This is a genomic window from Occallatibacter riparius (assembly GCF_025264625.1).
Lineage (GTDB): Bacteria > Acidobacteriota > Terriglobia > Terriglobales > Acidobacteriaceae > Telmatobacter > Telmatobacter riparius.
The window spans coordinates 6,592,968-6,617,855 of record NZ_CP093313.1; the positions used below are offsets into that span (position 1 = coordinate 6,592,968).

At 60.0% G+C, this 24,888-nt stretch carries 32 protein-coding genes and 1 rRNA gene; 14 read left to right on the forward strand and 19 right to left on the reverse strand.

Annotation, left to right across the window (positions count from 1 at the left end; genetic code table 11):
• Positions 1 to 210: 210 nt before the first annotated feature.
• On the forward strand, positions 211 to 984 hold the full coding sequence (locus MOP44_RS26915; protein WP_260793662.1) for a dolichyl-phosphate beta-glucosyltransferase: 774 nt from the start codon (positions 211 to 213) through the stop codon (positions 982 to 984).
• A 24-nt stretch (positions 985 to 1,008) separates the two neighbouring features.
• On the opposite strand, the gene MOP44_RS26920 is transcribed toward MOP44_RS26915, so the two are convergent.
• Both MOP44_RS26920 and MOP44_RS26925 read right to left on the reverse strand, forming a co-directional pair.
• Positions 1,009 to 1,857 (reverse strand): carbon-nitrogen hydrolase family protein, encoded by an 849-nt coding sequence (locus MOP44_RS26920; RefSeq protein WP_260793663.1) that lies wholly within the window; start codon positions 1,855 to 1,857, stop codon positions 1,009 to 1,011.
• Positions 1,858 to 1,899: 42 nt separating this feature from the next.
• On the reverse strand, positions 1,900 to 3,552 hold the full coding sequence (locus MOP44_RS26925) for an AMP-binding protein (RefSeq protein WP_260793664.1): 1,653 nt from the start codon (positions 3,550 to 3,552) through the stop codon (positions 1,900 to 1,902).
• A 190-nt stretch (positions 3,553 to 3,742) separates the two neighbouring features.
• Between MOP44_RS26925 and MOP44_RS26930 the strand changes: the two genes are divergently transcribed.
• A complete protein-coding gene (locus tag MOP44_RS26930) occupies positions 3,743 to 4,213 on the forward strand; it encodes a DUF2127 domain-containing protein (protein ID WP_260793665.1) in 471 nt (156 codons plus the stop codon).
• Between the two features lie 2 nt (positions 4,214 to 4,215).
• Here the strand turns inward: MOP44_RS26930 and MOP44_RS26935 are convergent, their stop codons facing one another.
• From MOP44_RS26935 to MOP44_RS26950, 4 genes are all read right to left on the reverse strand, one after another.
• Positions 4,216 to 4,638, reverse strand: coding sequence for a luciferase domain-containing protein (locus MOP44_RS26935; RefSeq protein ID WP_260793666.1), 423 nt, complete (start codon positions 4,636 to 4,638; stop codon positions 4,216 to 4,218).
• A 58-nt stretch (positions 4,639 to 4,696) separates the two neighbouring features.
• Positions 4,697 to 5,263 carry a hypothetical protein gene (locus MOP44_RS26940; protein ID WP_260793667.1) on the reverse strand — a complete coding sequence of 189 codons (567 nt, stop codon included), beginning with the start codon at positions 5,261 to 5,263 and terminating at the stop codon, positions 4,697 to 4,699.
• 132 nt (positions 5,264 to 5,395) lie between these two features.
• Entirely contained in the window at positions 5,396 to 5,701 is a 306-nt protein-coding gene (locus MOP44_RS26945; RefSeq protein WP_260793668.1) for an antibiotic biosynthesis monooxygenase, read from the reverse strand.
• A gap of 123 nt (positions 5,702 to 5,824) precedes the next feature.
• Positions 5,825 to 6,481 (reverse strand): NAD(P)-dependent oxidoreductase, encoded by a 657-nt coding sequence (locus MOP44_RS26950; RefSeq protein ID WP_260793669.1) that lies wholly within the window; start codon positions 6,479 to 6,481, stop codon positions 5,825 to 5,827.
• An 87-nt stretch (positions 6,482 to 6,568) separates the two neighbouring features.
• Between MOP44_RS26950 and MOP44_RS26955 the strand changes: the two genes are divergently transcribed.
• Complete coding sequence (locus MOP44_RS26955; protein WP_260793670.1) at positions 6,569 to 7,192, forward strand: TetR/AcrR family transcriptional regulator; 624 nt, start codon at positions 6,569 to 6,571, stop codon at positions 7,190 to 7,192.
• A gap of 62 nt (positions 7,193 to 7,254) precedes the next feature.
• Here MOP44_RS26955 and MOP44_RS26960 read toward each other — a convergent pair whose 3' ends face one another.
• From MOP44_RS26960 to MOP44_RS26970, 3 genes are all read right to left on the reverse strand, one after another.
• Positions 7,255 to 8,280: a Gfo/Idh/MocA family protein gene (locus MOP44_RS26960; RefSeq protein ID WP_260793671.1), complete on the reverse strand. Its 1,026-nt coding sequence runs from the start codon at positions 8,278 to 8,280 to the stop codon at positions 7,255 to 7,257.
• Between the two features lie 85 nt (positions 8,281 to 8,365).
• Positions 8,366 to 8,833, reverse strand: a complete 468-nt coding sequence (locus MOP44_RS26965; RefSeq protein ID WP_313901038.1) for a septal ring lytic transglycosylase RlpA family protein — start codon at positions 8,831 to 8,833, stop codon at positions 8,366 to 8,368.
• A 403-nt stretch (positions 8,834 to 9,236) separates the two neighbouring features.
• A complete protein-coding gene (locus tag MOP44_RS26970; protein ID WP_260793672.1) occupies positions 9,237 to 9,842 on the reverse strand; it encodes a hypothetical protein in 606 nt (201 codons plus the stop codon).
• Between the two features lie 181 nt (positions 9,843 to 10,023).
• On the opposite strand from MOP44_RS26970, the gene MOP44_RS26975 reads away from it, so the two are divergent.
• Positions 10,024 to 10,932 carry a formate/nitrite transporter family protein gene (locus tag MOP44_RS26975; RefSeq protein ID WP_260793673.1) on the forward strand — a complete coding sequence of 303 codons (909 nt, stop codon included), beginning with the start codon at positions 10,024 to 10,026 and terminating at the stop codon, positions 10,930 to 10,932.
• A gap of 89 nt (positions 10,933 to 11,021) precedes the next feature.
• The gene (locus MOP44_RS26980; protein ID WP_260793674.1) at positions 11,022 to 11,450 is read left to right on the forward strand and encodes an ester cyclase; all 429 of its coding nucleotides are present in this window, start codon (positions 11,022 to 11,024) and stop codon (positions 11,448 to 11,450) included.
• Positions 11,451 to 11,464: 14 nt separating this feature from the next.
• Here MOP44_RS26980 and MOP44_RS26985 read toward each other — a convergent pair whose 3' ends face one another.
• Both MOP44_RS26985 and MOP44_RS26990 read right to left on the reverse strand, forming a co-directional pair.
• Positions 11,465 to 12,412, reverse strand: coding sequence for a hypothetical protein (locus MOP44_RS26985; protein WP_260793675.1), 948 nt, complete (start codon positions 12,410 to 12,412; stop codon positions 11,465 to 11,467).
• Positions 12,413 to 12,436: 24 nt separating this feature from the next.
• Positions 12,437 to 13,012 carry an anthranilate synthase component II gene (locus tag MOP44_RS26990; protein WP_260793676.1) on the reverse strand — a complete coding sequence of 192 codons (576 nt, stop codon included), beginning with the start codon at positions 13,010 to 13,012 and terminating at the stop codon, positions 12,437 to 12,439.
• Positions 13,013 to 13,186: 174 nt separating this feature from the next.
• Here MOP44_RS26990 and MOP44_RS26995 point away from each other — a divergent pair, with 174 nt between their 5' ends.
• Together MOP44_RS26995 and MOP44_RS27000 are read left to right on the forward strand one after the other, a co-directional pair.
• The gene (locus MOP44_RS26995) at positions 13,187 to 13,759 is read left to right on the forward strand and encodes a methyltransferase family protein (protein WP_260793677.1); all 573 of its coding nucleotides are present in this window, start codon (positions 13,187 to 13,189) and stop codon (positions 13,757 to 13,759) included.
• Positions 13,760 to 14,233, forward strand: coding sequence for a MarR family winged helix-turn-helix transcriptional regulator (locus tag MOP44_RS27000; protein ID WP_260793678.1), 474 nt, complete (start codon positions 13,760 to 13,762; stop codon positions 14,231 to 14,233). It begins immediately after the preceding gene.
• Between the two features lie 18 nt (positions 14,234 to 14,251).
• On the opposite strand, the gene MOP44_RS27005 is transcribed toward MOP44_RS27000, so the two are convergent.
• From MOP44_RS27005 to MOP44_RS27015, 3 genes are read right to left on the reverse strand one after another with little or no spacing between them, the layout of a single operon-like run.
• A complete protein-coding gene (locus MOP44_RS27005) occupies positions 14,252 to 14,515 on the reverse strand; it encodes a hypothetical protein (RefSeq protein ID WP_260793679.1) in 264 nt (87 codons plus the stop codon).
• Positions 14,516 to 14,531: 16 nt separating this feature from the next.
• Positions 14,532 to 14,945: a cupin domain-containing protein gene (locus tag MOP44_RS27010; protein ID WP_260793680.1), complete on the reverse strand. Its 414-nt coding sequence runs from the start codon at positions 14,943 to 14,945 to the stop codon at positions 14,532 to 14,534.
• Positions 14,946 to 14,980: 35 nt separating this feature from the next.
• Complete coding sequence (locus tag MOP44_RS27015; RefSeq protein WP_260793681.1) at positions 14,981 to 15,817, reverse strand: hypothetical protein; 837 nt, start codon at positions 15,815 to 15,817, stop codon at positions 14,981 to 14,983.
• A gap of 135 nt (positions 15,818 to 15,952) precedes the next feature.
• Here MOP44_RS27015 and MOP44_RS27020 point away from each other — a divergent pair, with 135 nt between their 5' ends.
• Together MOP44_RS27020 and MOP44_RS27025 are read left to right on the forward strand one after the other, a co-directional pair.
• Complete coding sequence (locus MOP44_RS27020; protein ID WP_260793682.1) at positions 15,953 to 16,309, forward strand: phage holin family protein; 357 nt, start codon at positions 15,953 to 15,955, stop codon at positions 16,307 to 16,309.
• Positions 16,310 to 16,399: 90 nt separating this feature from the next.
• The gene (locus tag MOP44_RS27025) at positions 16,400 to 17,056 is read left to right on the forward strand and encodes a hypothetical protein (RefSeq protein ID WP_260793683.1); all 657 of its coding nucleotides are present in this window, start codon (positions 16,400 to 16,402) and stop codon (positions 17,054 to 17,056) included.
• 23 nt (positions 17,057 to 17,079) lie between these two features.
• Here MOP44_RS27025 and MOP44_RS27030 read toward each other — a convergent pair whose 3' ends face one another.
• The 3 genes from MOP44_RS27030 to MOP44_RS27040 all read right to left on the reverse strand — a co-directional run bounded on the left by MOP44_RS27030 (position 17,080) and on the right by MOP44_RS27040 (position 19,024).
• Positions 17,080 to 17,613, reverse strand: a complete 534-nt coding sequence (locus MOP44_RS27030; RefSeq protein ID WP_260793684.1) for a hypothetical protein — start codon at positions 17,611 to 17,613, stop codon at positions 17,080 to 17,082.
• Positions 17,610 to 18,197: an RNA polymerase sigma factor gene (locus MOP44_RS27035; protein WP_260793685.1), complete on the reverse strand. Its 588-nt coding sequence runs from the start codon at positions 18,195 to 18,197 to the stop codon at positions 17,610 to 17,612. The genes MOP44_RS27030 and MOP44_RS27035 overlap by 4 nt, the downstream gene beginning before the upstream one ends.
• A 116-nt stretch (positions 18,198 to 18,313) precedes the next feature.
• A complete protein-coding gene (locus MOP44_RS27040) occupies positions 18,314 to 19,024 on the reverse strand; it encodes a tetratricopeptide repeat protein (protein ID WP_260793686.1) in 711 nt (236 codons plus the stop codon).
• A gap of 189 nt (positions 19,025 to 19,213) precedes the next feature.
• Here MOP44_RS27040 and MOP44_RS27045 point away from each other — a divergent pair, with 189 nt between their 5' ends.
• The 3 genes from MOP44_RS27045 (at position 19,214) to MOP44_RS27920 (ending at position 21,426) form a co-directional block, all read left to right on the forward strand.
• Positions 19,214 to 19,627 carry a hypothetical protein gene (locus tag MOP44_RS27045; protein ID WP_260793687.1) on the forward strand — a complete coding sequence of 138 codons (414 nt, stop codon included), beginning with the start codon at positions 19,214 to 19,216 and terminating at the stop codon, positions 19,625 to 19,627.
• Between the two features lie 27 nt (positions 19,628 to 19,654).
• Positions 19,655 to 20,140 (forward strand): DUF1851 domain-containing protein, encoded by a 486-nt coding sequence (locus MOP44_RS27050; protein WP_260793688.1) that lies wholly within the window; start codon positions 19,655 to 19,657, stop codon positions 20,138 to 20,140.
• A 344-nt stretch (positions 20,141 to 20,484) separates the two neighbouring features.
• Positions 20,485 to 21,426, forward strand: coding sequence for an IPT/TIG domain-containing protein (locus MOP44_RS27920; protein ID WP_313901039.1), 942 nt, complete (start codon positions 20,485 to 20,487; stop codon positions 21,424 to 21,426).
• Positions 21,427 to 21,990: 564 nt separating this feature from the next.
• Here the strand turns inward: MOP44_RS27920 and MOP44_RS27060 are convergent.
• Complete coding sequence (locus MOP44_RS27060) at positions 21,991 to 23,283, reverse strand: MGH1-like glycoside hydrolase domain-containing protein (RefSeq protein WP_260793689.1); 1,293 nt, start codon at positions 23,281 to 23,283, stop codon at positions 21,991 to 21,993.
• A gap of 107 nt (positions 23,284 to 23,390) precedes the next feature.
• Here MOP44_RS27060 and MOP44_RS27065 point away from each other — a divergent pair, with 107 nt between their 5' ends.
• Positions 23,391 to 23,819 carry a response regulator gene (locus MOP44_RS27065; protein ID WP_260793690.1) on the forward strand — a complete coding sequence of 143 codons (429 nt, stop codon included), beginning with the start codon at positions 23,391 to 23,393 and terminating at the stop codon, positions 23,817 to 23,819.
• A 54-nt stretch (positions 23,820 to 23,873) separates the two neighbouring features.
• The gene (locus MOP44_RS27070; protein ID WP_260793691.1) at positions 23,874 to 24,599 is read left to right on the forward strand and encodes a hypothetical protein; all 726 of its coding nucleotides are present in this window, start codon (positions 23,874 to 23,876) and stop codon (positions 24,597 to 24,599) included.
• A gap of 49 nt (positions 24,600 to 24,648) precedes the next feature.
• On the opposite strand, the gene rrf is transcribed toward MOP44_RS27070, so the two are convergent.
• A 5S ribosomal RNA gene (gene rrf / locus MOP44_RS27075) occupies positions 24,649 to 24,764 on the reverse strand.
• Positions 24,765 to 24,888 lie beyond the last annotated feature (124 nt).

The window sequence follows — 24,888 nt, forward strand, 5'->3', positions numbered from 1 at the left end:
CGCTCTCAGCATACCCAAATTCGGACGGTTTGGCATAAAAAAAGAAAGCACACAAAATCCGCTTCCCTTTCTGCATCAGTAATTTGCCGCACTTCAACCAGGCAACCAATCAGTACACACCCACCCCCTGCCGTGCCCATTTATCCTATCCAGAGCCTTAGATTCACTCAGCAACATCGAATAAAGAACGTCTCAGGGAGATCCCATCCGATGCTCGAATACCCGAAGTACAGCATCGTCATTCCGGCATACAACGAGCGGCTGCGCATCATTGCCACGCTCGACGCCGTAGTGGCCTGCGTGCGCCGGGAGCACTGGGACGCCGAAGTCATTGTTGTGAATGACGGCTCGACCGATGAAACTGCTGACCTTGTACGCGATTTCATCCGCAATGCGCCGGAAGTCCACCTCATGGAAAATCCCTCCAACCGCGGCAAAGGCTACAGCGTCCGGAACGGCATCGTCCACGCGCAGGGCAACATTGTCATGTTCACTGACGCCGACCTGTCCGCCCCCATCGACGAAGCCGACCGCCTCTTCGCCGCTATTGAGAAGGATGGCGCCGACATTGCCATTGGATCGCGCTGGCTCGCAACCAGCCGCCAGACGCACCGCCAGCCGCTCTATCGCCAGTTCTTCGGCCGCTGCTTCAACGCGCTCACGCGCATGGTGATGCGCCTGCCCTACGCCGACACGCAGTGTGGATTTAAAGCATTTACGCGCGACGCCGCTCAGACCGTCTTCCAGTTGCAGACCATCGAGCGCTGGGGGTTCGATCCGGAAATCCTCTTCATCGCGCGCAAGCGGCACTTCAAGGTGAAAGAGGTGCCGGTAAGCTGGGCGCACGACGCCCGCAGCCGCATCAGTTATCTTCGCGACGGCCTCCAAATGCTCAAGGAACTCGCCATCGTGCGCTGGAACGCGCTCCTCGGCCGCTATGGCAAAGACATCACTGAGGTCGATCGCCCCGAGCTACACAGCTAGTGTCGGCATATAGACGGACGCCGCTTACTTCCCCAGATTCCCCGCCGTCACGTCGATTACCTGCAGATCCGTATCGCGATCCCTCAGCGTCAGCAGGATCTTCCCCGTTCCGTCCGCCACAAAACTCGAGCCCCCATACGTCTGCCCCGCCCACGGTCCGTGCGTCATCTCACCTACCAGATCCACGCCTGCCATCGGGCACCGCACCAGCGCCGCTCGCCGTTTGACTAGATCCTCCAGCACTTTGGAGTGCTGCGGCCACTGATCATTCGGCGCAGCCCAGCCATACGGCACCAGCATCAAATCGGGCTTCAGCGCCTTCATGCGATTCACAAACGCATCGCTGAACGTGTCCGCACAAATCAGCACGGCAATCCGCCCGAACTCCGTATCCACGACGCCAATATCTTCCGGCTTGCCCTGCGAATACGGCGGGGTCATCAGTTCGGGCAGCACATTGATCTTGCGATGTTTCCACAGCAGCTTGCCCGTCTTGTCGACCAGAATCGCCGAATCATAGAGCTTGTCCCCTTCCTTCTCGTCGAGTCCGATGGCGATCATCACATGATGCTGCCGTGCCAGCGCGGCAATGCGCTCGCTATCCTTGCCTGGAATCGGCTCCGCCATCTTATGTGCATCAGGATTCTCCCACCCAAGAATCGACGACTCCGGGAAGATCGCAATGTCAGCGTGCTTCGCCTCTGCCTGTTCCAGTGCATACTCGATGCGCCGGAAGTTTCCCTCACGATCGCCATCGATCGCCAGAATCTGGCAGATCGCCAGACGCACATTGCGCTGAGGCGCGGCCACCGCAGACGAAACAATACCAGCCCACGCCGCAAGAAAGACGAATAAACAACTTAGCTTCTTCATCGACACCGAACTATAAACCAGCCGGCCCAAGATTCCCATGCATCACGCAGTTGCTGTCTTCGCCACGTCCTGCAAACCGCGCGCCTCGATCTCGAACTCCCGCATCTTGTACTTCTGTATCTTGCCTGACAGCGTCGCCGGAAACTCCGTCACAAATCGAATGTGCTCAGGAATCTTGTAGTACGCAATCTGCCCTTCGCACCACGCGCGAATCTCCTCCTCCGTCGCCTCCGCGCCCGGCCGTAACCGCACCCACGCCACCACAATCTCTCCCAGACGCTCGTGCGGAATCCCCACCACCTGCACTTCGCCCACCTTGGGGTGCGTGTAGAGAAACTCCTCCACCTCGCGCGGATAAATGTTCTCTCCCCCGCGGATGATCACGTCGCGCGATCGCCCTGTGATCCGCAGGCAGCCGTCCTCTCGCATCACGCCCAGATCGCCCGTGCGCAGCCACCCATCCGCCTGGATCACCTTCGCCGTACCTTCCTCGTCGCCGTCATATCCCTTCATCAACGCGTAGCCGCTCACGCAGATTTCACCCTGTTCGCCACGCGGCAGCGTCTCGCCCGTGGCGGCCGACATCACCTTGATCCCGGTCTGCGGCATCGCCCGTCCTACCGTATTCACGCGCACTTCAATCGAGTCGCCCGCATCGCTCATCGTCACCACCGGAGACGTCTCGGTTTGCCCATACGCAATCACCAGTTCTCTGATGTGCATCTCGTTGAGCACGCGTTTCATCAGTTCGATAGGACAAGGCGCCCCACTCATCATGCCGGTGCGCAGGCCGGTGAGATCGTAGCTCGCAAACTCCGGAACGCCGAACTCCGCCACATACATCGCGGGTACACCGTAGAGGCTCGTAGCGCGCTCGTGATGCACAGCCTCCAGCGTAGCTTTGGCATCGAAGGTCCAGTTCGGCAGCACAATCGCCGCGCCTGAATTTACCACGCTCATCGTCCCAATTACGCATCCGAAGCAGTGAAACAGCGGCACCGGTACAACGATCTTGTCCTGCTCCGTGTAATGAAATCCATGCGCCAGGAATTGCCCGTTGTTCACCACGTTGTGATGCGTCAGCATCACCCCCTTGGGGTGCCCAGTCGTTCCGCTGGTGTACTGAATATTCGCAACGTCATCCACCGCAACGCGATCCGGCAGCCGGCCCTCTGCATCCAGCAGCGCCGGCCATTCCGGCCCGTCAAAGAAGATCGTGTGCTGCAATTCCAGATCGAGACCGTGCCGCGCCCGATCCAGAATCTCCGCGTAATCCGCACGCTTATCCCTGTGCCAGAGAAACAGCGCCTTCATACGCGACCTCTGCAGCGTAAAGCTCAGCTCATGCGAGCGATAAGCTGGATTCACGTTCACCAGTGCCGCGCCCGCTCGCGCACAGCCCATGTGCATCATGATCCATTCAATGCAGTTGGTCGACCAGATCCCCACGCGATCGCCCTGGCGGATCCCCAACGACCACAGCCCGCGCGCCACGCGATCCGCCGCCTCGCTCAGTTCGCCCCAGGTCATGCGCGCGTCCTGGTGGCGCGACACCACCGCCGGCCTGTCAGGCCATCGCTGTGCATTCCGCCTCAGCAGATCACCGATCGTGAGCCCCAGCAGCGGCCGCGCCGGCCCGCGCGTCTCACTCATCGCCGCGACTCGACCCTCAAGTGCCATAGATATCGATGCCATCGTTCACGAGTCTACGTGCCACTGTCCATCTCAAAGTGTGATCCAGCCCACACATAGAGCCCCGCCTGTGCCGCCCCGCTTTAGTCGGCGGCGTAAACTCCTGCATCTGAACCCATGTGAAGCGAAGCCGTCGTTGTCGGATTTGCGACGGCACGTGCCATCGATCATTCAAGCTCGGAAACCATCACACATGAACCTGTCGCATAGAACCATCATCCGAACCGTCGCAATATTCAAGCTGCTCAAAGCAGCGATACTCGTCGCCACCGGCATCGGCATTCTCAAGCTGATGCACAAAGGCGTGGCGTCCACGCTCCAGCAATGGATCGCGATGATCCACCTCGATCCAGGCGGACGCTTCGTGAGCCGGGCGATCGAGAAAGCCACTTCCCTGCCTCACGATAAAATCCGCGATCTTGGCATCGTCAGCTTCATCTACGCGGGACTGTTCTTCACTGAAGGCATCGGTCTCTGGATGCTGAAGCGCTGGGCCGAATGGTTCACGATCCTCATCACCGGTTCCCTGGTGCCCATCGAAGCCTACGAGATCGCACAACGCCCAACCGGCCTGCGCATCATCATCCTGGTCATCAACATGGCCGTCTTGGCATACCTGCTGTGGCACATCAAAACAGAGCGGTCGGATCGCAAACGCGTTTAGGGCTAGATGGACTTGGCGCCTGCCGGAGTGAACGACGACAAGATCCTGACCAGATCTGGACTGAGATGAAGACGCTCCGCCTCGGACGCAAGCAGTTCGGCAGGCTTCGCCGCAGACCTGAGCAGATACCGTAGATAGGACAATCGCATCAGCCAAATCGCGTGTTCAACTCCCTCTTGTGCACGGATGCGGAACGTCGTCCAGCCGGAATCTGGAACCCAGCGGTGTTGTTCTGCGAGATTCTGCGCAATTATCCAGTCGTGCACGGGCCGCGGAAACGGGATGTCTACGTCTCCCCAGAAGTGCACGTGGCCAACCTCCGCCCTCCCGAAGCGGTACTCCCGCGCTGCGAACCGATGGGGATGAACGGAAATCCCTGGCCACGATGAAACCTCGTCTTTGAGTTTTACGGCAGCAATAGCCATACAGACGCTCCCGGATGTCATTTGGAAAAGGTGCGGGGTCCGATCCGAATACTTGCGGTCATTGATGACCAGCCTGAGCAGCTGGAACCGCCGAACGGCGCCCAAAGGAAACGAACGAGAACAGCAGACCGAGAATCAGGGAACAGGCAACGATAAAGAGCGACCCCCTGAGATTGGGTTTGTCCGCGGTGAGCAGCATGGTTCCCATCACAATCCAGATTCTCGTGCTCAGTGATATCTTCAGGAACGCGCTACTCGTCAGAGCACGCCATTCAGAAGGATTCATTGATTCGCTGGCCACGTTCCTTCGAGCCTTGCGCATGCGGCGGCCACTGATAGCCCCCAGTACAGCGAAGATCACGATTCCGAGCACCGCAAGACGTGGCCAGGCGAAAGACCAGGAGTGCAGGCTCTCTGTAAGATACGCACCTGTGACATAGATGATGACGAGCGATGTGATCGCGGCAATTGCAACGGGCCGCATCATCCCGATCCAAGGATGAACATCGGACGGGCGCATAGCGCGTCGAAGTTGGAACAGCGTCCAAGCTTCCAAAGTCAACGCAGCGGTGAGGACAAGCACAGCGACTGCATGGATGAATAGAATCGCGGTATAGAGATTCATTAGCCCCTCCATCGAAGGAATTGTCTTAGGACGTTCGCACTGGTTGCGGACCACCACGCCTCACCCGCCTGCCTGCGGACATTGCTTCGCCAAACGACAGGCGCGCGCTCGTGACGACCGGAGGAATGCAGCCTATTTGAAATCGCCCGTGGTGCGGACCTCCTCATAAAAGCCCGCAGTCGCCGATTCAACAAAATTGCGGAGAAATGAGACTTGCTGTCGCAGAGCCTGATCCTGCTCATACTCCTTCTGGGCTTCGGCTGATTCGTACTGGACCACCCGGACCACGGACTTACCATCGGGGCTCCTATACAAACGGCTGCCTGCGATGCCTTTGGGTAAGACAGTCGACGCAAGGAAGTTGCGATCTGCTTCCAGGAATTCGTCCATCTTCCCGGGCTTAATGGTAAGCAAGAGTATCTGTGTGACTGGGGTCATGCGTTTCCTCCTGAGTTAATTGAGTGATTAAGCTGAAGCCTGACGAGAGGTTCGTGACCTTACATGACGTTGAATTTCGTCATGGGGATCTCGGTCCCCATGTGTGCGCAAGTGCGGCCATGCCTATGGCATCTTGGTGTACGCAACACCGACCACTTGCCGGATATGAGCTGGGCTTTCCAGCTCGTTGAGCATGAAGTGAGCCACGTCTGCCCGGCTTATGATCGCGTTCGCGCCCGCACCTTTCGGCAGGTGGTCGACTGCGAGCCCGTAGCGCTCTCTCCGCGGACCGTTCGTCAGGCGTGGTGGACGGACGATCGTCCAGTCAAGACCGCTAGCCTTCACAATGCGTTCCATTTCAGCTGAGTCATCCGCCACATTGCGCAGAAGCGTGTTGCGTAGCAGACGGCCGAACACTCCGATGTCGGGGAAAAGCGCAGCGACTCCGACGATAATGAGGCGGCGCACGCCTGCGGTCTGCATCGCCGCCACGGTCGTCCTGGCGCCGTCGCTGGTGATTGTGTTGCGCGCAGGCCCCGGGGGCCCCAGCGTCGACAACACAGCATCGTGACCCGCAATCGCAGCGCTTATCGCATCCGTGTCACGAACATCGCCCCGAATCACGGTCAATCCGTCGCGTGCTCCGCCTAGTTTTTGCGGAGAACGGAGGAACGCGGTCACCTGGTGGTGCCGTTCCAGTGCTTGATCCACTAGCTGCCGCCCGATGCCGCCAGTGGCGCCAAGAACGAAGAGACGCATCGAGCGATTAGTGCTTGTCATGATCGTTGACCCCCATTGAGCTTCCGCACTCTTTCATATCCGATAGAGATGACTCTAATCAATATGAGTTGCTAAACTTTTTTTGGAATGCCGAATTCAGCAAGACGCGCGTATAAATCGCTGACCCGCCAGCGTCAGGCTCACGAGACTCGCAGTCGAATTGTCGAGGCGACGCGGCATCTTCTCGAAGCCGAGGGTTACGCCGGGACAACCGTTGACGCCATCGCGCGCCAGGCCGAGGTCTCCGTGCAAACGGTTTATGCAGTCTTTGGATCGAAGACGGGCATCCTCGCCGAGCTCCTCAATCAGTCCACCTTCGGGGCCGACTATGAAGACACCGTTAGGCAAACCCTGGAAGAAAAAGATCCGGAAATGCGGCTGCGCGGAGCGGCCCGCATCGCCCGGCAGATTCACGATGCCCAGCGCGAAGGCTTCGATTTATTGCGCGGCGCAGGAGTGGTCGCGCCAGAGTTGGCGCGGCTGGAACAGGAGCGCGAGCGGATTCGCTACGAGCGCCAAGAACAAATGATCGTTTTTCTGAGTCGGGCGAAGAGCCTACGCCCCGATCTGAATTCCCGAATGGCGCGCGATATCTTCTGGACGCTGACGGGAAGCGACATATACCGGATGCTGGTGCGCGAGCGGGGATGGAGTTCTCAAAAATACCAGAATTGGCTCGCCGACACTCTGGTCCGCTCGCTGCTCAACTAGCGGTTTCCGCGCCCGACCGGCGTGATTCTGGTTGCCCCTTCCGCACTCGCCGACATCGACCGTCACTTTGCCACTCTGCCACTCGGCACTTTCTCCCATCCGCCCGATTCCGCCGACCGGAAGATCGCTTCAATCACCGCCATATTTGCGATTCCTTCTTCGAGCGGAACGGGAACCTCGCCGCCTTCTAGAATCGCCTTCGAAAAAGCATCGCCCTGCATCGTGTACTGATCGGCAGTGGCAAATTCCTCCGTCACGATACCGGAGCCGAAGATGTCGCCCGTCTCGTCAATGAACAGTCGCGTCGGCCGGTCCTTCGGCGCATTGAATGGAATTTCGATCTCGATGCGCCCCTTCGTTCCGACGAAATGCACCCGCTGGTAAGGAATCGTCTGCGTGCTGCACGTAAATGTCGCCTGGCCGCCAGGGAACTCCATCAGCGCCGAAGTCAACCTGTCGGTGCCCATTGCCGGATCGCGTTCGATGAGCCCCACAACCCGCGTCGGCTCCGTGCCAAACCCTGTCCGCGCCGACTGGATACAGTAGCATCCTATGTCGTAGAGTGCGCCGCCGCCCGTCTCCACCATGTTGCGAATATTCGTGGGGTCCACGTTGAAGTAGCTGAAGAACGCCGTCACCGCCCGCAGCTCGCCAATTCGCCCCTCGCGCAGCAATTCCTGCAACCGCAGCCACTGCGTGAAGCTGCGGATCATAAACGCCTCTCCGATCTTGACGCCGGTGCGGCTGCGCACCTCCAGCAGCGACTCGGCCTCCGCCACCGTAATGCTCAGCGGCTTCTCGCAGAGCACGTGCTTTCCTGCTTCCGCGGCCTTCGCCGTCCACGGCACGTGGAGCTGGTTCGGAAGCGGATTGTAAATAGCGTCAATCTCAGGGTCCGCGAGCAGTTCCTCGTAAGACCCATAGGCCTTCGCAATGCCCAGCTCATCGGCGGCCGATTTTGCTTTGCTCAGCTCGCGTGAGGCGATGGCCGTCACCTCCGAGTACTGGCCGAGCTGCATGCCCGGAATCACCTTCTTCACGCCGATAGCAGCGGTGCTCAAAACTCCCCAGCGAATCTTCTTCGTCATGCCGCCATCATAGACAATGGCTCCCAAAAGCACAGCGGCCGGTTCCAAATGGAACCGGCCGCCGCCCTATGCAAGATCGTGCTGGTTAGTGTTGCCCTCCGTTCTGATTAGACCCTCGCGAAAGCACATCCAGTACCACTGGAGCCAGTCCCGCCCGGGTCATAGCGAGCTTCTCAGCGGCGGCCTTTGAAAGGTCGATGATCCGTCCCTTCGCCAGTGCACCGCGGTCGGTAATACGAACAATCACCGAACGCCCGTTTCGTACGTTCACCACCCTCACCAGGGATCCGAACGGCAACGTTGGATGGCACGCAGTCATTGCATTCTCATCGAACGTTTCGCCGCTGGCCGTCTTCTGGCCATCGAATTCCTCGCCATACCAGCTTGCAAGGCCTTTCAGAAGGCCCTTACGCCGGGTTGTGGCGGTTCCCTGAAGAGTCAGCGAGTCCGGCGCAGCATTGGGAGTAGCCGGAACCGAAGGTGGCACAGTAGCCATTTGCTGGGGCACTTTGACATCCGCCTGTACGGTTCGAGTGGCCAGGGTGATGATCACACCGGCTAGTACAAGGGAACACAAACCAGCAAGCAGCCAAATTCGGAGCGGAGTAATCAGGCCAACTGCACCTGACCTTCGTCGAATTTCCATCCTGACATTTTACCAATTTGGTTCTCAAATGTGACCTTTTTCTTGGAACAGAACTAAAGCCTCGACTACCCAAAGTTTCCCTTCATCATAACTAAATACTGCCAATACAGTTACTTACCAAAGAAACTTCATGCAGGGCGGCCGCGCCGGCCAGCGGGGTATTTTCGGGTATCGACCCGGCTTTTTTGCCCTTGAGCCCACCCTGCGGCGCTCTCCGGGGCCAAACCGCAGCCGTTTCTGGTGATCTATCTCACAAAAACCGGGGCAAAATTCGCCATTTGTCCGGCTTCGTGCCCACTAGGAGCCGTGCTCAACGCTGCCACGCCGGAACCAGCCGGGTGGACGGTTGTGGATAGAGGCTGGCGGTGCTTTTCTGGCTCAGCGCTTGAACATCCGCGGAAAGCCGTACAACGGCATCATCGAAGTTACGGTCGTGAGTCTTTTGCAGAATGGCCCATTCGATTGGCTCGGTGATGGTCCACAGGGCGAAGCGGGTCTTGGCGTCGTAGATCACGAGCTTGAAGAACGGGAGTGGATCGGCGGCGCCAAGCTGCTTGCCACCCTGGCGGGGGCCGTTAGGCGCGGTGAGTTGGATATCCATGACGAGGTCGGCCTGCGACGGATCCGAAACCAGATCGTACTTGCCCACCGATTTGAGTTGAGCGAAGAACGCGAAGTATCCGCGGTTGGGATCGCCGGAGAAGGGCTCAGGGAACAGTCCGCCATCGGCTCCTCCGTTGGCGATAAAAACGGTTCTGGCGTTGAGGATTGGAGCCGGGATGGACGAGGCGCCCGCGGTTGAGGGGGTATATGAAGCCGGAGTCTGTGCAGCGGCAAGCTGGACGGCGCCGAACACAGCCGCACCGGTGATAACGGCAAACAGGAGTCGAGACGAAGAAACAACATGGCAAAGCATATGGGGCCCCCTTCAATGCAATGGACGGACAGAATTGTAGAACAGTTACGGGTACTTGCTTTCCTAATTTCCCGGCGACTCTCCCCCTCAAACCGCAGCCTGAACCGACGAACGAGGAACAGGCGTGCATCTATACACTCAGCCCCTTGCGCCATGCACGGGACTGAGGAGACCCGCGTTCATGCGCTACCCGTTTCGCCGCAGGAAAGCTGAGAAGGCAGGGCCGCAGCCCGTGGACTCGCACCAGAAGAACCTGGCGCGTCCGTCGGCCGAGGACATCTACAAGCAGGTAGCCAGCAACGCGCGGCAGGAGTTGAAGCGCTCGAACGTGTCGCTGGCCATCTCAGGGTTTGGCGGCGGCGCGTTCATGGGCTTCTCCGCGCTGGGGTCGGCGATTGGGCTCGCTCTGCTGGGCGCGTCGCCGTCAGCGCACCTGCTGGCGAGCATGCTCTATCCGCTTGGCTTCATCGTAGTGATCATTGGGCGGGCGCAACTATTTACGGAGAACACGCTTTACCCGGTTGCGCTCGTGCTGGCAGAGAAGCGCGAATTCTGGAATACCGTGCGGCTCTGGTCAATTGTGCTGCCGGCAAACATCGCTGGCGCACTGGCCTTCTCGGCGTTGGCGGCGCGCACACCCGCGCTGGAGCCGCGATTTGTGGACGCACTGGTGAAACTGGGGGTGCAAGGGCTGTCGCATCCGCCAAGCGCACTTTTTTGGTCGGGCGTGATTGGCGGATGGATGATCGCGTTGGCTGCTTGGCTCGTTTCGGGATCGCACTCGATTACCGGATCAGTTGTGCTGATCTGGATGCTCACGTTTGTAGTGGGCGCCGGAAATTTTGCACACTGCATAGCTAGCTCATGCGAGATCCTGGTAGCCGTTCTCACGGGCCACGCGTCGTGGGGAGCCTATGCGCAGTGGCTGGGGCCGGCGGTGGCGGGCAACATCTGCGGTGGCGTTGGCCTCGTGACGGTACTGGAGTACGGACAGGCGATCTATGGCAAAGAGACCGAGGAAATCATGAAGGTCGCAGAAAAGCAGGAGAAGCAGCTCGCGGCGGAAGAAGAACAGAAGAAAGCGTCGTAGAGGCTGAAAAAGAGTCGCCCCTCCTCATAGTCGATGATCCGGATTTATGATTTCCGGGCTGGTACAAACGTCTGCGGAGGATCAAGGACTTGCCGGAAATCCAGAACGTCGCCATTATGCAGAGATTCGTAGAGGAAGTCATCAATCAGGGCCGGCTGGAAGCAGCCGACGAGCTTGTTCACGAAGACTTCGTCGAACTCGATCCGCTGCCCGGCCAGCAACAAGGCCGGCAAGGCTTGAAAGATGTCGTCGTGATGATGCGGACCGCTTTCCCGGATATTCAGTGGGTGATCGAAGAGACAATAGCTTCCGGCGACAAGGTGGTTTCGCGATTCAAGTGGTCGGGAACGCACAGCGGTGATTTTCTTGGGGTTCCTGCGACGGGGCGGAAGGTCGCGGTTCCCGGCGTAGTGATCGATCGTCTGAGCGACGGGAAAATGGCAGACAGCCGGATCCTGATGGACACGCTCGGATTGATGCAGCAGCTCGGAGTGATTCCCGGGCCTCCGCCTGCCTGAAATCGATCTGCCGCCTACTCTGCGCCAAAAATCTTGCGGAAGAACTGGCCGACGCTGTGGAAGAAGCCTTTCTTCTTCTGCGGGCTGGGCTTGGCCGGCGCAGGCTGCGGTGCGGGAGCTTGTTCCGTGGCATCGGTAGTGGGTGCTGCTGCGGGCTGTTCGGGCGCAGCCGGTTGCGCCTGATAGACGAGCGGCTGATTGACTGTGGTTTGTTCGGCTGGCTTGGAAACGGAAGCAGCCGGAGGAGCCGTGATGGGCGGCGCCTGCGGGCCGATGCCGGCGCTTTGCGCTAAGGGGAAATCATTGGTGCCGGGCTTGGGTTCAGGCGGGCATCCGCAGGGTTCCTTCTCGTTGTCGACAACTTCAGAGAGGCTGCCATGCTGGAACATCACGCGCTGGCCGGGCTGCACGCGATAGGCGCCTCCATCGAACACGCTGCTGACAACGACATACGGCGCGTGTGTTCCCGGATTATCGACGCAGGTATCGCCATGCTCCCCGAGACGCACCTTCAGGTCGGACGAGCCTGGGGCTCCGATGAGGATACGGAAGTCGGGCGTGAGCACGACGTCGGCGTTCTGGCCGGTGGCAAAGCTGGTTTCGATGGCACCGTGGTCAAGAGACATCATCAGGCCAGGTGTTTCGCCAGAGGGAACGCTGTTGTCGGCCGCGAGATTGACGGTAGTGGCGGCGCAAACGCGCAGAGTGCCGCGGTGCGGCAGAACAACTTCAGTGGCTTTTGCGGCAGAGGTGATGCTGCCCGTCGTGGCAATTACAGCTTTGCCCGCACTGATCGAGAGAGCGCCCGTAACGCTGGTGGAGGCATCCACAGGGACGATGGCGATGGGCGAAGCAGTTGAGGCCAGGCCGGGCATGGCGGTGGAGAGTTGAGTCGGGTTGACGGGCTGTTGCGCTGCCGCGGAGAAGCACATAAGTGCGGCGCACGCGGAAGCACATCTCACTCCGTGCCTCGAAACCACAGCCATCTACATTTCCAGGAAGTTGCGGATCATCTGACGGCCGCCTTCAGTAAGCACGCTCTCTGGGTGGAACTGCACGCCTTCAATGGGCAGGCTGCGATGGCGCAGGCCCATGATAACGGAGGCGCCGTCCGGCTCGGGCGTGCGGGCCGTGACCTCGAGCTCAGCGGGCAGCGTGTCTTCCGCCACGATGAGCGAGTGATAGCGCGTGCATGTGAGCGGTGTGGGCAGGCCGCGGAAGACACCGGTTCCGTTGTGATCGACCTTGCTGACCTTGCCGTGCATAAGGTTGCGCGCGCGGACGACATCGCCGCCGAAGGCCTCGCCAATGGCCTGGTGGCCGAGGCAGACGCCGAGCATAGGCGCCTTGCCCGCCATGTGGCGAATGAGCGGAACCAGGATGCCGGCCTCCGCTGGCGTGCAGGGGCCGGGCGAGAGCAGGATGCGCTCCGGCTTGAGGGCTTCGACTTCTTCGACCGTAAGCTCGTCGTTGCGGCGCACCTCAATCTTTGCGCCGAGCTCGCCCAGATACTGGACGAGGTTGTAGGTGAACGAGTCGTAATTATCGAGGACGAAGACCATGAATCTAGTTTAGAACAGCTGTCAGCAACCAGCTTTCAGCCATCAGCCCTGGCCAGTGCCCAACCGCGGTTCCGTGAAATGGCTTGACACCGCAGCGGGCTTATAGGAACATACGTCGTATACGACGTATCGTATGCGACGTAGTTTACCGGGATTGTACAAGGAGGTCAGGCGATGACAATCGACATTCATGCGGCCATCGGAGGTACATGGGCGACGCTGGGGCTGGTGTGGGCAGTGGGCTTCCCTTTCACGCGCAAGACAGTGCGCTCGCAGCCTTCAGGGGCGCGGGTGTTTCACCTCGCGCTGGCGCTGCTGGGTTTCTCGCTCCTGGGCAGCACGTGGTTTCGCGCGGGGTGGCTCGGTCAGCGGTTCATGACGGACTCGCGGGAGCTAGCGCTGGCCGGAGTTCTGATGACGATGATCGGGTGCGCGTTCGCTATCTGGGCGCGGATCACGCTGGGCGCAAATTGGAGCGGGCGCGCGACCGTGAAGGCTGGCCACGAATTGATCACAAGCGGACCCTACGCGGTAGCGCGGCACCCTATCTACACAGGATTGCTGACGGCGTGCGTGGGTTCGATGATTGCGTCCGGCGAATGGCGCTGCGTGCTGGGGTTGGTGATGGTGACGCTGGCGCTCGCGATAAAAATCGGGCAGGAGGAGCGGCTCATGCTGGAGACATTTCCGCAGGCGTATGCTGCTTATCGACAGCGCGTGAAGGCGCTGATACCGGGGGTGCTCTAAGTGGCGGGAAAACGCGCGAAGAACGGCTCGGAGATCTCGGCGCAAGCCGAGCGCATGGAGAAGGATCTCGGCGCCATCCGGCGTGCGTTGCGCAGGCCGTTGGAAGCCGAAGTGGCGCGTGGCGAGCTGACAATTCCGCAGAGCGCAGTGATGCAGGCCGTAGTGCAGCATGACGGCATCAGCCTGAAGGACCTGAGCCGCGAGGTGAGCCTGGCGCACTCCACTGTGAGCGGGATTGTGGACCGGCTGGAGAAGCGCGGCATGATCGAGCGGCGGACTGACGCGGCGGATGGGCGCGTAACGCGGATTCATCCCACGGTCATTGTGCGCAAATTCGTGCGCGAGCAGATTCCGGCGCTGAGCCGCGGGCCGTTGCAGACAGCATTGGAGCGCGCAAAGGCAGGCGAACGCGAAGGGCTGGTGGCGGCGGTGGCGCGGCTGAGGGAGTTGCTGGAAGAAGTCGGGGGACAGTGAGTCGGTGCGGTTGCGAGGCTACTTCAATTCGGTGATCTCGAGTCTCTCATCGGGCTTGAGATAGCCTTTGCGGCGAAACCAGTCTTCCATCGCATGCTGTAGACGCGCGATCGGGACACGATGGCCGGCTTCGAGCAAGCCATCGGCAATGGGGAGTGTGTCGTCGAAGACCGCGTCGTTGGTGAAGTTGCGCATGGCGAAGTTGTCGATCCAGCGGATGGGGCACGGGTGGCGTTCGCCGGTGGCGTCGACGCGCTGGATGCTGAGCTTGCGCACGAACATGATTCGAGTGTAGCGGTCACAGGCCGGGCGGCGGATCGACGAGCGCAGAGTCGTGCTGCGCGAAGAGAGCGGCCATGGCCGCGGGGCTGCGATCAGTAGCCGCGTGAATGCTCTGGATGAGGCGAAGAATTGTGGGCGTCATGAAGAGCAGATAACGAACGGGCGCGGGGCCGGGATTCCAGTAAGTGTGCGGCGTGCCGCGCGGAACCAGATACGCAGAGCCGGCCGGCAGTTCGATTACCTCATCGCCGGCGCGGACTGAGAGCGCGCCTTCGAGCACATACCAAGCCTCGTCATCTTTGTGATGAACGTGCCAGGGTGCGATGTGGCGAGGCGAAGCAGACTCGCCTCCCGCATCGCGCCATTCGGCGACTGCGAAGGAGTGTCCCGCGGATCCGAGGACGTTGCCAGCGAGCGGCGGTGCGATCATGAAGTGCCTCCGGGCGGTCGATGCGTCAATCAGAATCAGGGCTTGCCGACGACCTTTGCATCCTTGTTCTGCTGAGTCTCGACGGAGAAGCGCTTGTAATCATAATTGCGCTCGGTGAAATGCTGGCGAATTCCTTTCACCATCACGACACGCAACTGCACGTTACCTTCGCCGCCGGTGGGCAGCCAGAGAGCACCGTCGACGGGTGCCTGGTCAAAGCGGAAGCTTGTGCCTTTTTGGATGTTGGCGAGAAGGCCCCCGGCGATGTGGAAGTTGTCGTAGAACGTGACCTCAAGGTGCGCGACTTCGCGGTCCGCTTCGTCGATCCACATGGTTCCCTTGAGCTTCTTCGAGGCCTCTTCAGCGATGCCGTGAGCCTTCGCGTCTTTTCGGCCGACGAAGTCGAAGACGATGGTGGAACGGTTGCGGAAGGTCTCGCGGCGCGGCGGCCCGACGTCCATGATGTCGAGGATGCGGCTGATGCTGATGGCCTGCCCTTCGAGCGGCTGATCGGGCGGTAGCTTCTCGGCCTTCTGGACCTGCTTTGTTACGCGCTCGGTTTCCTTTTGCTCGTCGTGAGGGCTGAGCGGCTTGCCATCTTTCTTCACGGTGCGGCTGATGGCGTGGCCGTTCACGAAGAAGTTCTCGCTCTCCGTCGTTTCGGTCTTCGTGACGTTGCCCTTCGAGTCGAGGTCCTGCTGCGTGATCTGCGAGCTGTAGGTGTAGTTTTCGCGCACCTTCTCAAGCTGCTTCTGGTGGGCGACAACGTCGCGCATGAGCTGGCGCGGATCAGGCAGAGGTGCACTGGATTGGGCCGCGGCGATCGACGCGACAAAGAGACAGATTGCGCCGAGTTGGGAGCGGAGTCGCACGCGGGAACTATGGGTTTGGACACGCATCGGCGGAAAAGGTCGTTCTCTGTTGAGTTTAGCGGGGTCCGGGTTATGATGCGGTTGCAGGAAACGCATAGATTGCGGTCATACTGAACGTGCAAGGAGAACGATTCGATGCGGCTATTGCTTCACTGGCTGTTGAGCGCTGTGGCTCTGTTGATCACGTCAGAGCTTGTGCCGGGGTTTCACGTGAGCGGGTTTGCCGCGGCGCTGATTGCGGCAGCGGTGATAGGGCTGCTGAACGCCACGGTGGGACTGATCCTCAAGATCCTGACGTTCCCCATCAGCATTCTCACGCTGGGAATCTTCCTGATGGTGATCAACGCAATCATGATCCTGGTGGCCTCCTCGCTTGTGCCGGGATTCCAGGTGGTTGGGCTGCTGCCGGCGTTTCTCGGCGCGGTAATTCTCGCGCTGCTGGGAATGATCATCAAAGCCCTGACGCGCGAACCAGCGAAGCAGCCGCACTAGTAGCCGCCATAAACAGGTGTGCCGCTCGACACCGACCCAAGCCCCTCCGAACCCATAGCTTGAAGAGTTGGGCCAAGGTGGGTTTCGAGCATGGGTTGGCGGCTTTCAATCGGGGTTGTTGTTCTTTGCATCGCGAAGATTCTGCAGGCGGAGACGGCGCAGGAGCATCCAGTTCACAACATCATCATCGTTCGGGGAGCCGTCGACTTGACCTCGCCCCAGATGAACTATCGGTTTGCAGAGTGGGCGCAGGCCCGCGGGCGTTGGATCATTCCAGACTTCGCCTACCGCGACACCGACGGTGGCAAAGACCAGCTCTGGCTTGCCGCTGTGGGCGGGCAGATGATCAACAAGCCCCGTGTCCGATGGATTCAGCAGGTGTATTTTTCGCAAGAGGCTGGATCGGAGTCCCACAACAAACGCGCCCTGTGGATCTGGCCCGTGGTGGACGTGAACCCGTCACGCAAGCTGGCGCTCGAAGTAGTCCCCTACCCGACGATTCCGCTGAATGCAGCGCAGAGATGGGCGTTCACATTCGACCGCGCCAAACTGGAGCGAGTAGGCCAAACTTGGAATGTTGGCCTCGGATACCAGGGCGGCGTTTGCGGTGGGGAGGACTGGAAAAGCAAGCCATTCGTTCTGGTGACGCGGAAGAGCCGGCTCGGCAACCTGGAGACCTGGTGGCAACGACTTCCCGACGGAGCACAGGTACAGCTCAGGTACCGTCTTGAGACAGGGCGAAGATGAGCGTTGCCATATCGATTTGAATCTCAGCGGATCGCGGCAGCCTTCTTTTTGTGGCTAGACGGTGCCGCCTTCGGGGCAAGGGTCTGGGGCTGCGATGAGGGCATGGGCGCAATCACATTCTGCTGCGCGGGTGCTGCGGGGGTCGCAAGCGCCGGATTCTTCAGAGCCGGCTCCTTCAGCACAGGGCCGTTCAGCGTGTCGGGGGTGCGCATGGCGCCCGCGTTGGAGAAGCCGCCGTTCGGGCCGATGCGCGTAGGCATCTCCATGACCTTTGCAGTGGGGGCGGGCTGTACGCGCGAGTAGATGGTGAATCCGCCGCCGGCGACGAGCACCACGATGGCCGCAGCAGCGCAGCCGCGCAGGACGGGGCTGAACATCCAGCCATTGCGACTGAAACCAAACGAGCTCAGCAGAAAGGGGCGGCGCGGAGCAGCAGCCAGCCTTGCCTGCACGCGATCAGCGAGACCATCGGGGGCCGGCAGTGTAGCGATGAGGCGCAAAGTCTCGTCGGCGTTCGGGGCCCGATCGGGAATATCGTTCTGTCGGGGGGAAGTCATCTTGCACTCCTTGGGCGCTCGAGGAGGTCGGCCATGAGGTTGCGCGCGCGGAAGAGGCGCGAACGCACGCTGGACTCAGTGATGCCGAGAATGGTCGCAATCTCAACGCTGCTCAGCTCTTCAAATGCGGAGAGCACCAGCACCTGGCGCTCCTTGGGGGGAAGCTTGTCGACCTCGGCCAGCACCAAGGCGTGATGCTCCGCGGCCGCGGCGCGGTCTTCCGCCGTCAGGCCCGTAGCGGGCAGCACGCGCGCGAGTTCTGAGACGTCGTCGGTTTCGGGGCGGGTCTTGGCGCGGCGCTTGCGATCGAGAACGATGTTCCACACGATGCGCACGAGCCAGACACGCTGATCGCGGACTTCTTCCAGGGTGTCGCGGTGGCGGAGCACGCGCAGGAATGCCTCTTGCACGGCATCTTCAGCATCAGCGGCGTTACGGAGAACGGAAAAGGCGACCCGGTACAGAGTGGGGGCGTACTGCTCCACGAGGGCCGCAAGCGCATCATCTTTCGCGTGCTGGCGGGTTTCGGGCTGCACAGCGCTGGGTGCGATCTCCATCCACGGTAGGGTGAGGCTGGCGCTCATATTCACCAGACGCAACGCCCGCGAGAAATGCTCAAGAACAGGGAGCAGGCGGTAGGGAATAGTTAATTCCTGTGCCGCGCTTTCTACTCCCTATTCCCTACTCCCTTTTCCCTGCTTTACTGCTGCTTACCGGCGAGCTTCTGGGCTGCGAGGGAGCCGGCCATGCCATCCTTGTCGGAATCCTTGATGCTGGCCCAGAGCTTCCGGGCCTGATCCTGCTTGCCCTGCGCGATATAAAGATCGGCCAGGTCGAGCTGCGCGACGGACGCCGAGACGGTGGTCGATGGGCTCTTAATCAGCTCGTTGTAGATGTCGATCGCCTGTGCATCGCGGCCTGTCTGGTGATAGAGGCCGGCAAGAGCCAGCTTGGCCAGGTTGGCGATGTCGCGATTCCAGGAGCCGGCGGCCTGCTTCAGCTCGGATTCAGCCGAGCCGGTCTGGCCGAGTTCCTGATAGGTCACGCCGGCGAAGTAGTGAGCCTTGGAGCCTTCGGGCATCATGCCGTACTGATTGGCAACTGCGACGAACTGCTGATTGGCGGCCTTGGAGCGCTCGGCTGCGGTGTTGTAAGAGCCGGCCTGGGCCGGGGCGCCGGGCTGATTGAGCGGCGCGGAGTAGGTGTCGAGCGCGGCGCCGAGAGCGGCCTGCGCGGAGGAAGACCGGACGTTCCAGAACACGAGCGCGGCAACAATGACGATGATCACGGCAGCGCCGGTGATCACCCAGCGCAACACACCGGAGCGGTGATCGGTGACCCAGCTAACGCCACCCTGGGCGGCCTGTGCGAACTTGTCCTGTTTAAGCGCGTGACGGGTTTCAGTCTTCACTTGGGTCTCTTGTGTCCTTCTTGGAGTGACTTGCAGGCAGGTCCGTCAGGATGGAGGCACTACGACTGCAACCTTACTAGTCTAACAGCGGGTTCTGGCAGCGTCCACACGGCCGCGCCTCCCTCTTGCCACGGATCTGCGTGATGGCCGTTACTTGCCGCGGCGGGGCTGGAACGATAGCCTAGAACCATGTACGAAGAGTTCCGCGTAACCGACCGTTGGACGGGCGAAGAGCTGCACTGCACTTGGAAAGCCAACATTGTGGCCATCGCCACGCGCCACGCCGACGCGGTCGATATCCGGTTCGCCGTTAACGGCAACCGAATCAACATCGCACTGCCCTGCACCGCCTGGGTAGAACAGAAGAAGCGCACCGGCAAGGTCATCACTGACCAGCTTGCAGCGCAGGTCGCGGGACGCTATCTGAAGCAGCTGATTGAAGAAGGCCACGACAGCCAGCGCGAACTCTACACCATGAGCCTTGAAGAAACGCTGCAGCACCTGGATGCCGTCGTGGACGAAGCGCGCGCACGCGGGGGCATGCCTCCCCTACCGGTAGGGATTGAAGGCACCGGGGCTTCTGGCGCAGGGCCGGAGTACTAATTCGCCTTTCGAAGATGGTGTCCGCCAATGCTCCTGACTGACTACCTCATCGAACAGAAAGGCAAGGACTGGACCGAGCTTTTATCAGACTGGGTTCCACCGCTTCCGAGTGAGTTCACGGTGTGGATGGTGAACCTATTCGGGGATGTTTTTGCTGTCTTCGAAGACGGTTCCGTTCATCTGCTTAATCTCGGGACGGGAGTTCTCGAACGTCTGGCCGACAGTCTCGATCACTTCTGCGATCTGGTCGACCAGGACGACAATGCCGACAACTGGCTGATGATTTCCTTGGCGGATGCGTGCCGGCAGGCGGGGCTCGTTCTTTCGGCCACTCAGTGTTACAGCTTCAGAGTCCCGCCAATTCTGGGTGGGAGCTACGAAGTGGAGAACGTCGCGCCTTGCGACCTGTCTGTGCATTTCTCATTCATGGCAGATATTGTTCGACAGACGAAAGACCTGCCAGACGGGGCGAGTGTGCACCTCGTCGTTCAAGACCTAAACACTAAGCAATGACTCAGCCTTCCTTCAGCGTCACGCACCACAAAGCCCGCGCGGTTCCCATTGTGACGAAAGTTTCATCCAGCATCTATAACTAATGTTGCTAAGGCGATGCGGATGCGCTACAACGTTACAGCAGTGAGCGGAAACGCTCGCATTCTCCCCCTCCCGCGAGCCAGCACCAATCCCAGGACCCCATCTCGGGAGACTTGATCTGCGTACAGAGCGATGACCACCTGGCCCATCGCCGTTCAGTCACTTGTATACGGGGCAAAACGACAAAATCTGCAGCACCTGGGAATGATTGCCCACGGGTTCTCTCTGTCCCCATTTCCGCGTTCGAAAAAAGGAGATGGATCATGATCAAGCTGCCTCTGAAAGTGGTTTCAACCCTGGCTCTCTCTGCGCTCGTATTGGCAAGCGGATTCAGGTCTCGCGCGGATGACCCAAAGAAGGCGCCGGTCATCGTCAGCGCCCAAGCCAACTTTGTAGCCAACACGATCACCATAACCGGCAACAACTTTGGGACCAAAGCGCCGACCGTCACGCTGGACGCGGCCACGCTGACTTTGGTGAGCAACACCAACACGCAAATCGTCGCGAACCTTCCGGGTGGAATTCTGCCGGGGAGCTACCACCTCACCGTGCACAAGGCCGAGAACGGCAAAGGCCACGATGACAATGACGACAAGAGTGATGTGGCCAATCTCGACGTGACGCTGGGCGTACAAGGCCCGCAAGGACCGCAGGGTATTCAGGGTCCTCAAGGCCCCCAGGGCATCCAGGGACCGCAGGGACCCACTGGACCTCAAGGACCAGTTGGACCGCAGGGGCCCACTGGACCAACCGGACCTCCGGGAACCGCCAACCTGGCCGGCTTCAAATGCCCGGCAGGCAGCGAGGTAAATGGCTTCGAGAGCGATGGCACGCCCACCTGCTCCTGCCCGCATGACACGTTCACAGCCAGCGTGAGCGCGCACGACGGCGATATCTCCGCCACCTTGTACAACTGGCCCGGCGGCTCCATTGGGTTGCAGAGCCCCGAGAGCGGATTCTCCGGGTGCACTGTGACTGTGGACAAGCCCTACGGTCTGATCAACAACACCTTTAGCACCTCACCCTGGAAGGTCAGTTCGGTTTCTGGCTACGGCAACTGCACCGTTGTGGCCCAGAACCCCAATTGCCCCACCGTGGCCTCGAGTTCGTCGGTCTCCGGGAACTTCCCGGTATGCTCGAATGCTTCTGACGTTTTTTCGGGCGGCACACCGAGCGACAACGCTACCATCACCTGCACGCCTTAGCTGGCCATCCCAAGCCGGCGACATCCGGAAATTCACTCCACACGTAAGGAGCCAGGCGGCGGGCCTGGCTCCTTACGTGTACCCCCACACGCGACCGTGATAGCCATCACCGACTCCTGGGTCCACACAGGCTACTATCCATGAAGGGTTGTGCTTGATTCGTTGAGCGCAGCCCTTTGGAGTTTTAGCGAAAGTTTACTAGAAAATTAGCTACCCCTCCCCCTGTTTTTGCTTCTCCTTATCTTCGCTTTTCGGCCTGAAATTTCGACTAATTTATTATATCTAAGATACTTAGCAAAATACAGAATATCATAGGGCAAATTCGATCGCCGAAACCCGAATGTTATAAGTCAGTAAACAGACAGGAAAGCCCCTCGGGGACGAGATTCCGAACCGATCTATGCGGCCGCACAGATCGTGCCCGGAATGCTAGACGGCGCTGGACGCCATCGGCAAGTGGACCTATAAGCCGTTTGTCGTGGATGGGCAGCCGGTCGAGGTGGAGACCACCGCCAGCACTACGTTCACCCTCATGGTGTAGCAGCCTGCGCCGCGCGCAGCCGCTCACTTCGCCGGAATGTCGAGCATCATGCAGTGCTGGCCGGTGGCTTCGCACTGGAGCATGTCCTGGGCAAGCGTGTTCCAGCCGACAAAGCCGGCGAACTTGCCGCCTGGAGATTGCTCGATCGTAGGCGCGAGGCCTTCGCCGGTTTCGGCATCGTAGTCTTCGTGCATCGAGCCCCACTTGGCGATGTCGGAACGTACGTTCCGGGCCAGCGTTTCGGCCAGCCACCGCGATTGCTCCTTGAATCCGTAGCGGCGCAAGGCGATCCAGTCGAGGTAGTTGGCGTTGATCCAAATGGGCCCCTGCCAATTCGAGTAGGGATTGATGATCGCCTTATTGTTGTATGCGGGGTCGTTCTTTGCCAGGCTGCGATAGCCGTGCGGCGACTGCATCTCAGATGTGTTCATGAGATGCCCTCTGATCATGCGCTCCGCGTCCTTCTGCGGCAGCAGGCCGTCCGCGAGCGGGACAAAGCTCGACCAGCTGATGACGCGAATCCACTTGCCGTCGTCGCGGCGGCGATTGAGGAAGATCGCTTCGTCCTTGAGCCAGAGGTTCTTGAGGATAGCTTTCTTTGTGGCGCCTGCCTGTTCGCGATAATCGACGGCCTGGTCTGAGTAGCCGAGCCGCGTGGCGAGGACGGCCATAGCGCGGTATTCGCGCATCGCCCACACGGATGCATCGACGGCGAGGATGGAGCTGCGGTCCTTGGGGTCGTTGCTGAGCGCAGCGTTGTTGTCGGCGCCCGACTGCATGGCGTTGTCCCAGAACCAGAGGCCCCAACGCTCGTCGAACTGCGTCTTGCGGCGGTAGTCGAGGACGTGGCGCATCTGCGGCCAGATGGGCCGGATCCATTCGTAATCGTGAAGGCGATCAGCGGCAAGAACCGCGCCCTGCGCAAGGAAGGGCTTCATCGCGAACTTGCCGAAGAGCGGCCGCGGGCCCGTCGGGGTGATGCAACCGGCGACGTAACCTTCGGCATCGGCGGAGCTGGCAAAGCTGACCACCCAATCGCGCAATAGCGCCGCCTGCGCCGAATCATGGTTGGCCCAGTGCGCCCCGATGAAGAAGCCGTCCCAGTCCCACATCTGGTCGTAGTAGCCAGCCGGAATCAGGTAAGGGTGCTGGATATAACCTTTCGCCGGGCGCACCGTCTGAGGAGCCAGCCGGGCGAAGTCTGCGTCGAGGCCGGCGAGGAGTTCCTGATCGGATGACTGCGCAAGGGTTTGTACCTGGGCGCAGAAGATCACGGACATCGTGACGGAGAGGCGCAAAGAGCATCTAAGGAACACGGGGGACATCATAAACCGTTGACCCAACGGGGACATTCCTGGGGATTTGATGTTCACGCCGCACAGGAAGCGTGGCTACAATCCTGTTGTCGGTTTTCGGGGGTCATGTGGACGAGAAAAGAGAGTCAATTCGGGTTCTGGTCGTGGATGACGAGAGGTCCGTCGCAGACAGCCTCGCCCTGATTCTGCAGGCGAGCGGTTACGAGGCCACCGCAGCGTATAGCGGCGAGGAAGCCGTGGGACTGTGCGAGGCAGGCAATCCGCACATAGTGGTTTCCGATATCGTGATGGGGCCGATGAGCGGCTTCGACCTGGCTATCTGGCTGGCGGAGCACCACCCCGCTTGCCGGATCATCCTCATGTCGGCGCACTCATTCCACGATCCGCTGGTGGCCAAGTCCGTGCGTCGTGGGTTCGATTTCGTTCCTAAGCCGATTCATCCAGACAAGTTTCTGGCCAAGCTGGCCGCACCGTATGTGGAGCCCGACTCCTCGGCCGAGCCGCTGGAAGAAACGAAGGCCAGCGAGGATCAGTAACTTATCCATAAAGCCCCAAGTCACCGCAAGCTGATTCAGTGCTATCCTTCTGCGATGCCGAAAGAGCCCAAAACTCCGCAAGAGAAGAAGCTGCTTGAACTGAAGAAGGATTACTTTACCTTCTCCAGGGATCCACATGCATTCCGGAAGACATGGAAGCGGAAGAAGGTACTCGCCAACCAGGAATATCGTCGCAAGAGCGCCGAGCTCTTTGCTCACGTAACTCCGGGGGCTTCTGCAGAGGACGTCGAACTAGTAGTTGGCGATGTAACCACTTCACATCTTCAGAAAGGAATCGCCCGAACGAAGCTCATCAAGTGGGGCACTGTCTCGCTAGGAGAGAAGATCAAGGCCAAACTCGAGAAGCGCGAACAGACCGTCGGCAGGCGAGCTAATCGACATAGACTGATGGACGCCATCACAGCATCCGCTGTAACGACGTTGGGATCGCTAGAGGAGAATCAACTAACCGACGTGGTGCGGCGGATCGCACTACTTCTCCGCGGTGGAGATCCCATGGAGTGGGCGCGGCTGTACCAATCAAGCGATCCACTTGATCGAGCCATATTCTTCGTCGAACGACTCAGTCGAGGAGATAGCTATTACGTTGACGCTCTTCGGAGGAACCCGAAACTATGTCATTCCTTTCAGCGCTGGAGAGATAAGGCGAATCGGATTCTGGCGAAACTTCGCCGCCCGCACGAGCGGAAACTGGAACAGAAAGTCGCGGCTGCCAAGAAGATCAAAGCGCTCCGAAGAGCGAAGGCAAAAGACGAATAGTTGCAAAACGCAAAAAGCCCCGTCCGAGGACGGGGCTTTTCAAACATATTGCCGGCGATCACCTAATCTCCCACACAGTCACCCGTGCAGTACCATCGGCCCAGCGAGGCTTAACTTCCGTGTTCGGGATGGGAACGGGTGATCCCTCGCGGTATGGTCACCGGCAAACTTGGTAGCGCCTGGCGGGTGGTTTCCCGCAGCTCACTGCACCCGAAATTGTTGCGTCCGGGGCGGGCAGTTACAGCAGGCCAGCGCTAAAACTTTGCCGTGCGCGTGACGATGAATCACG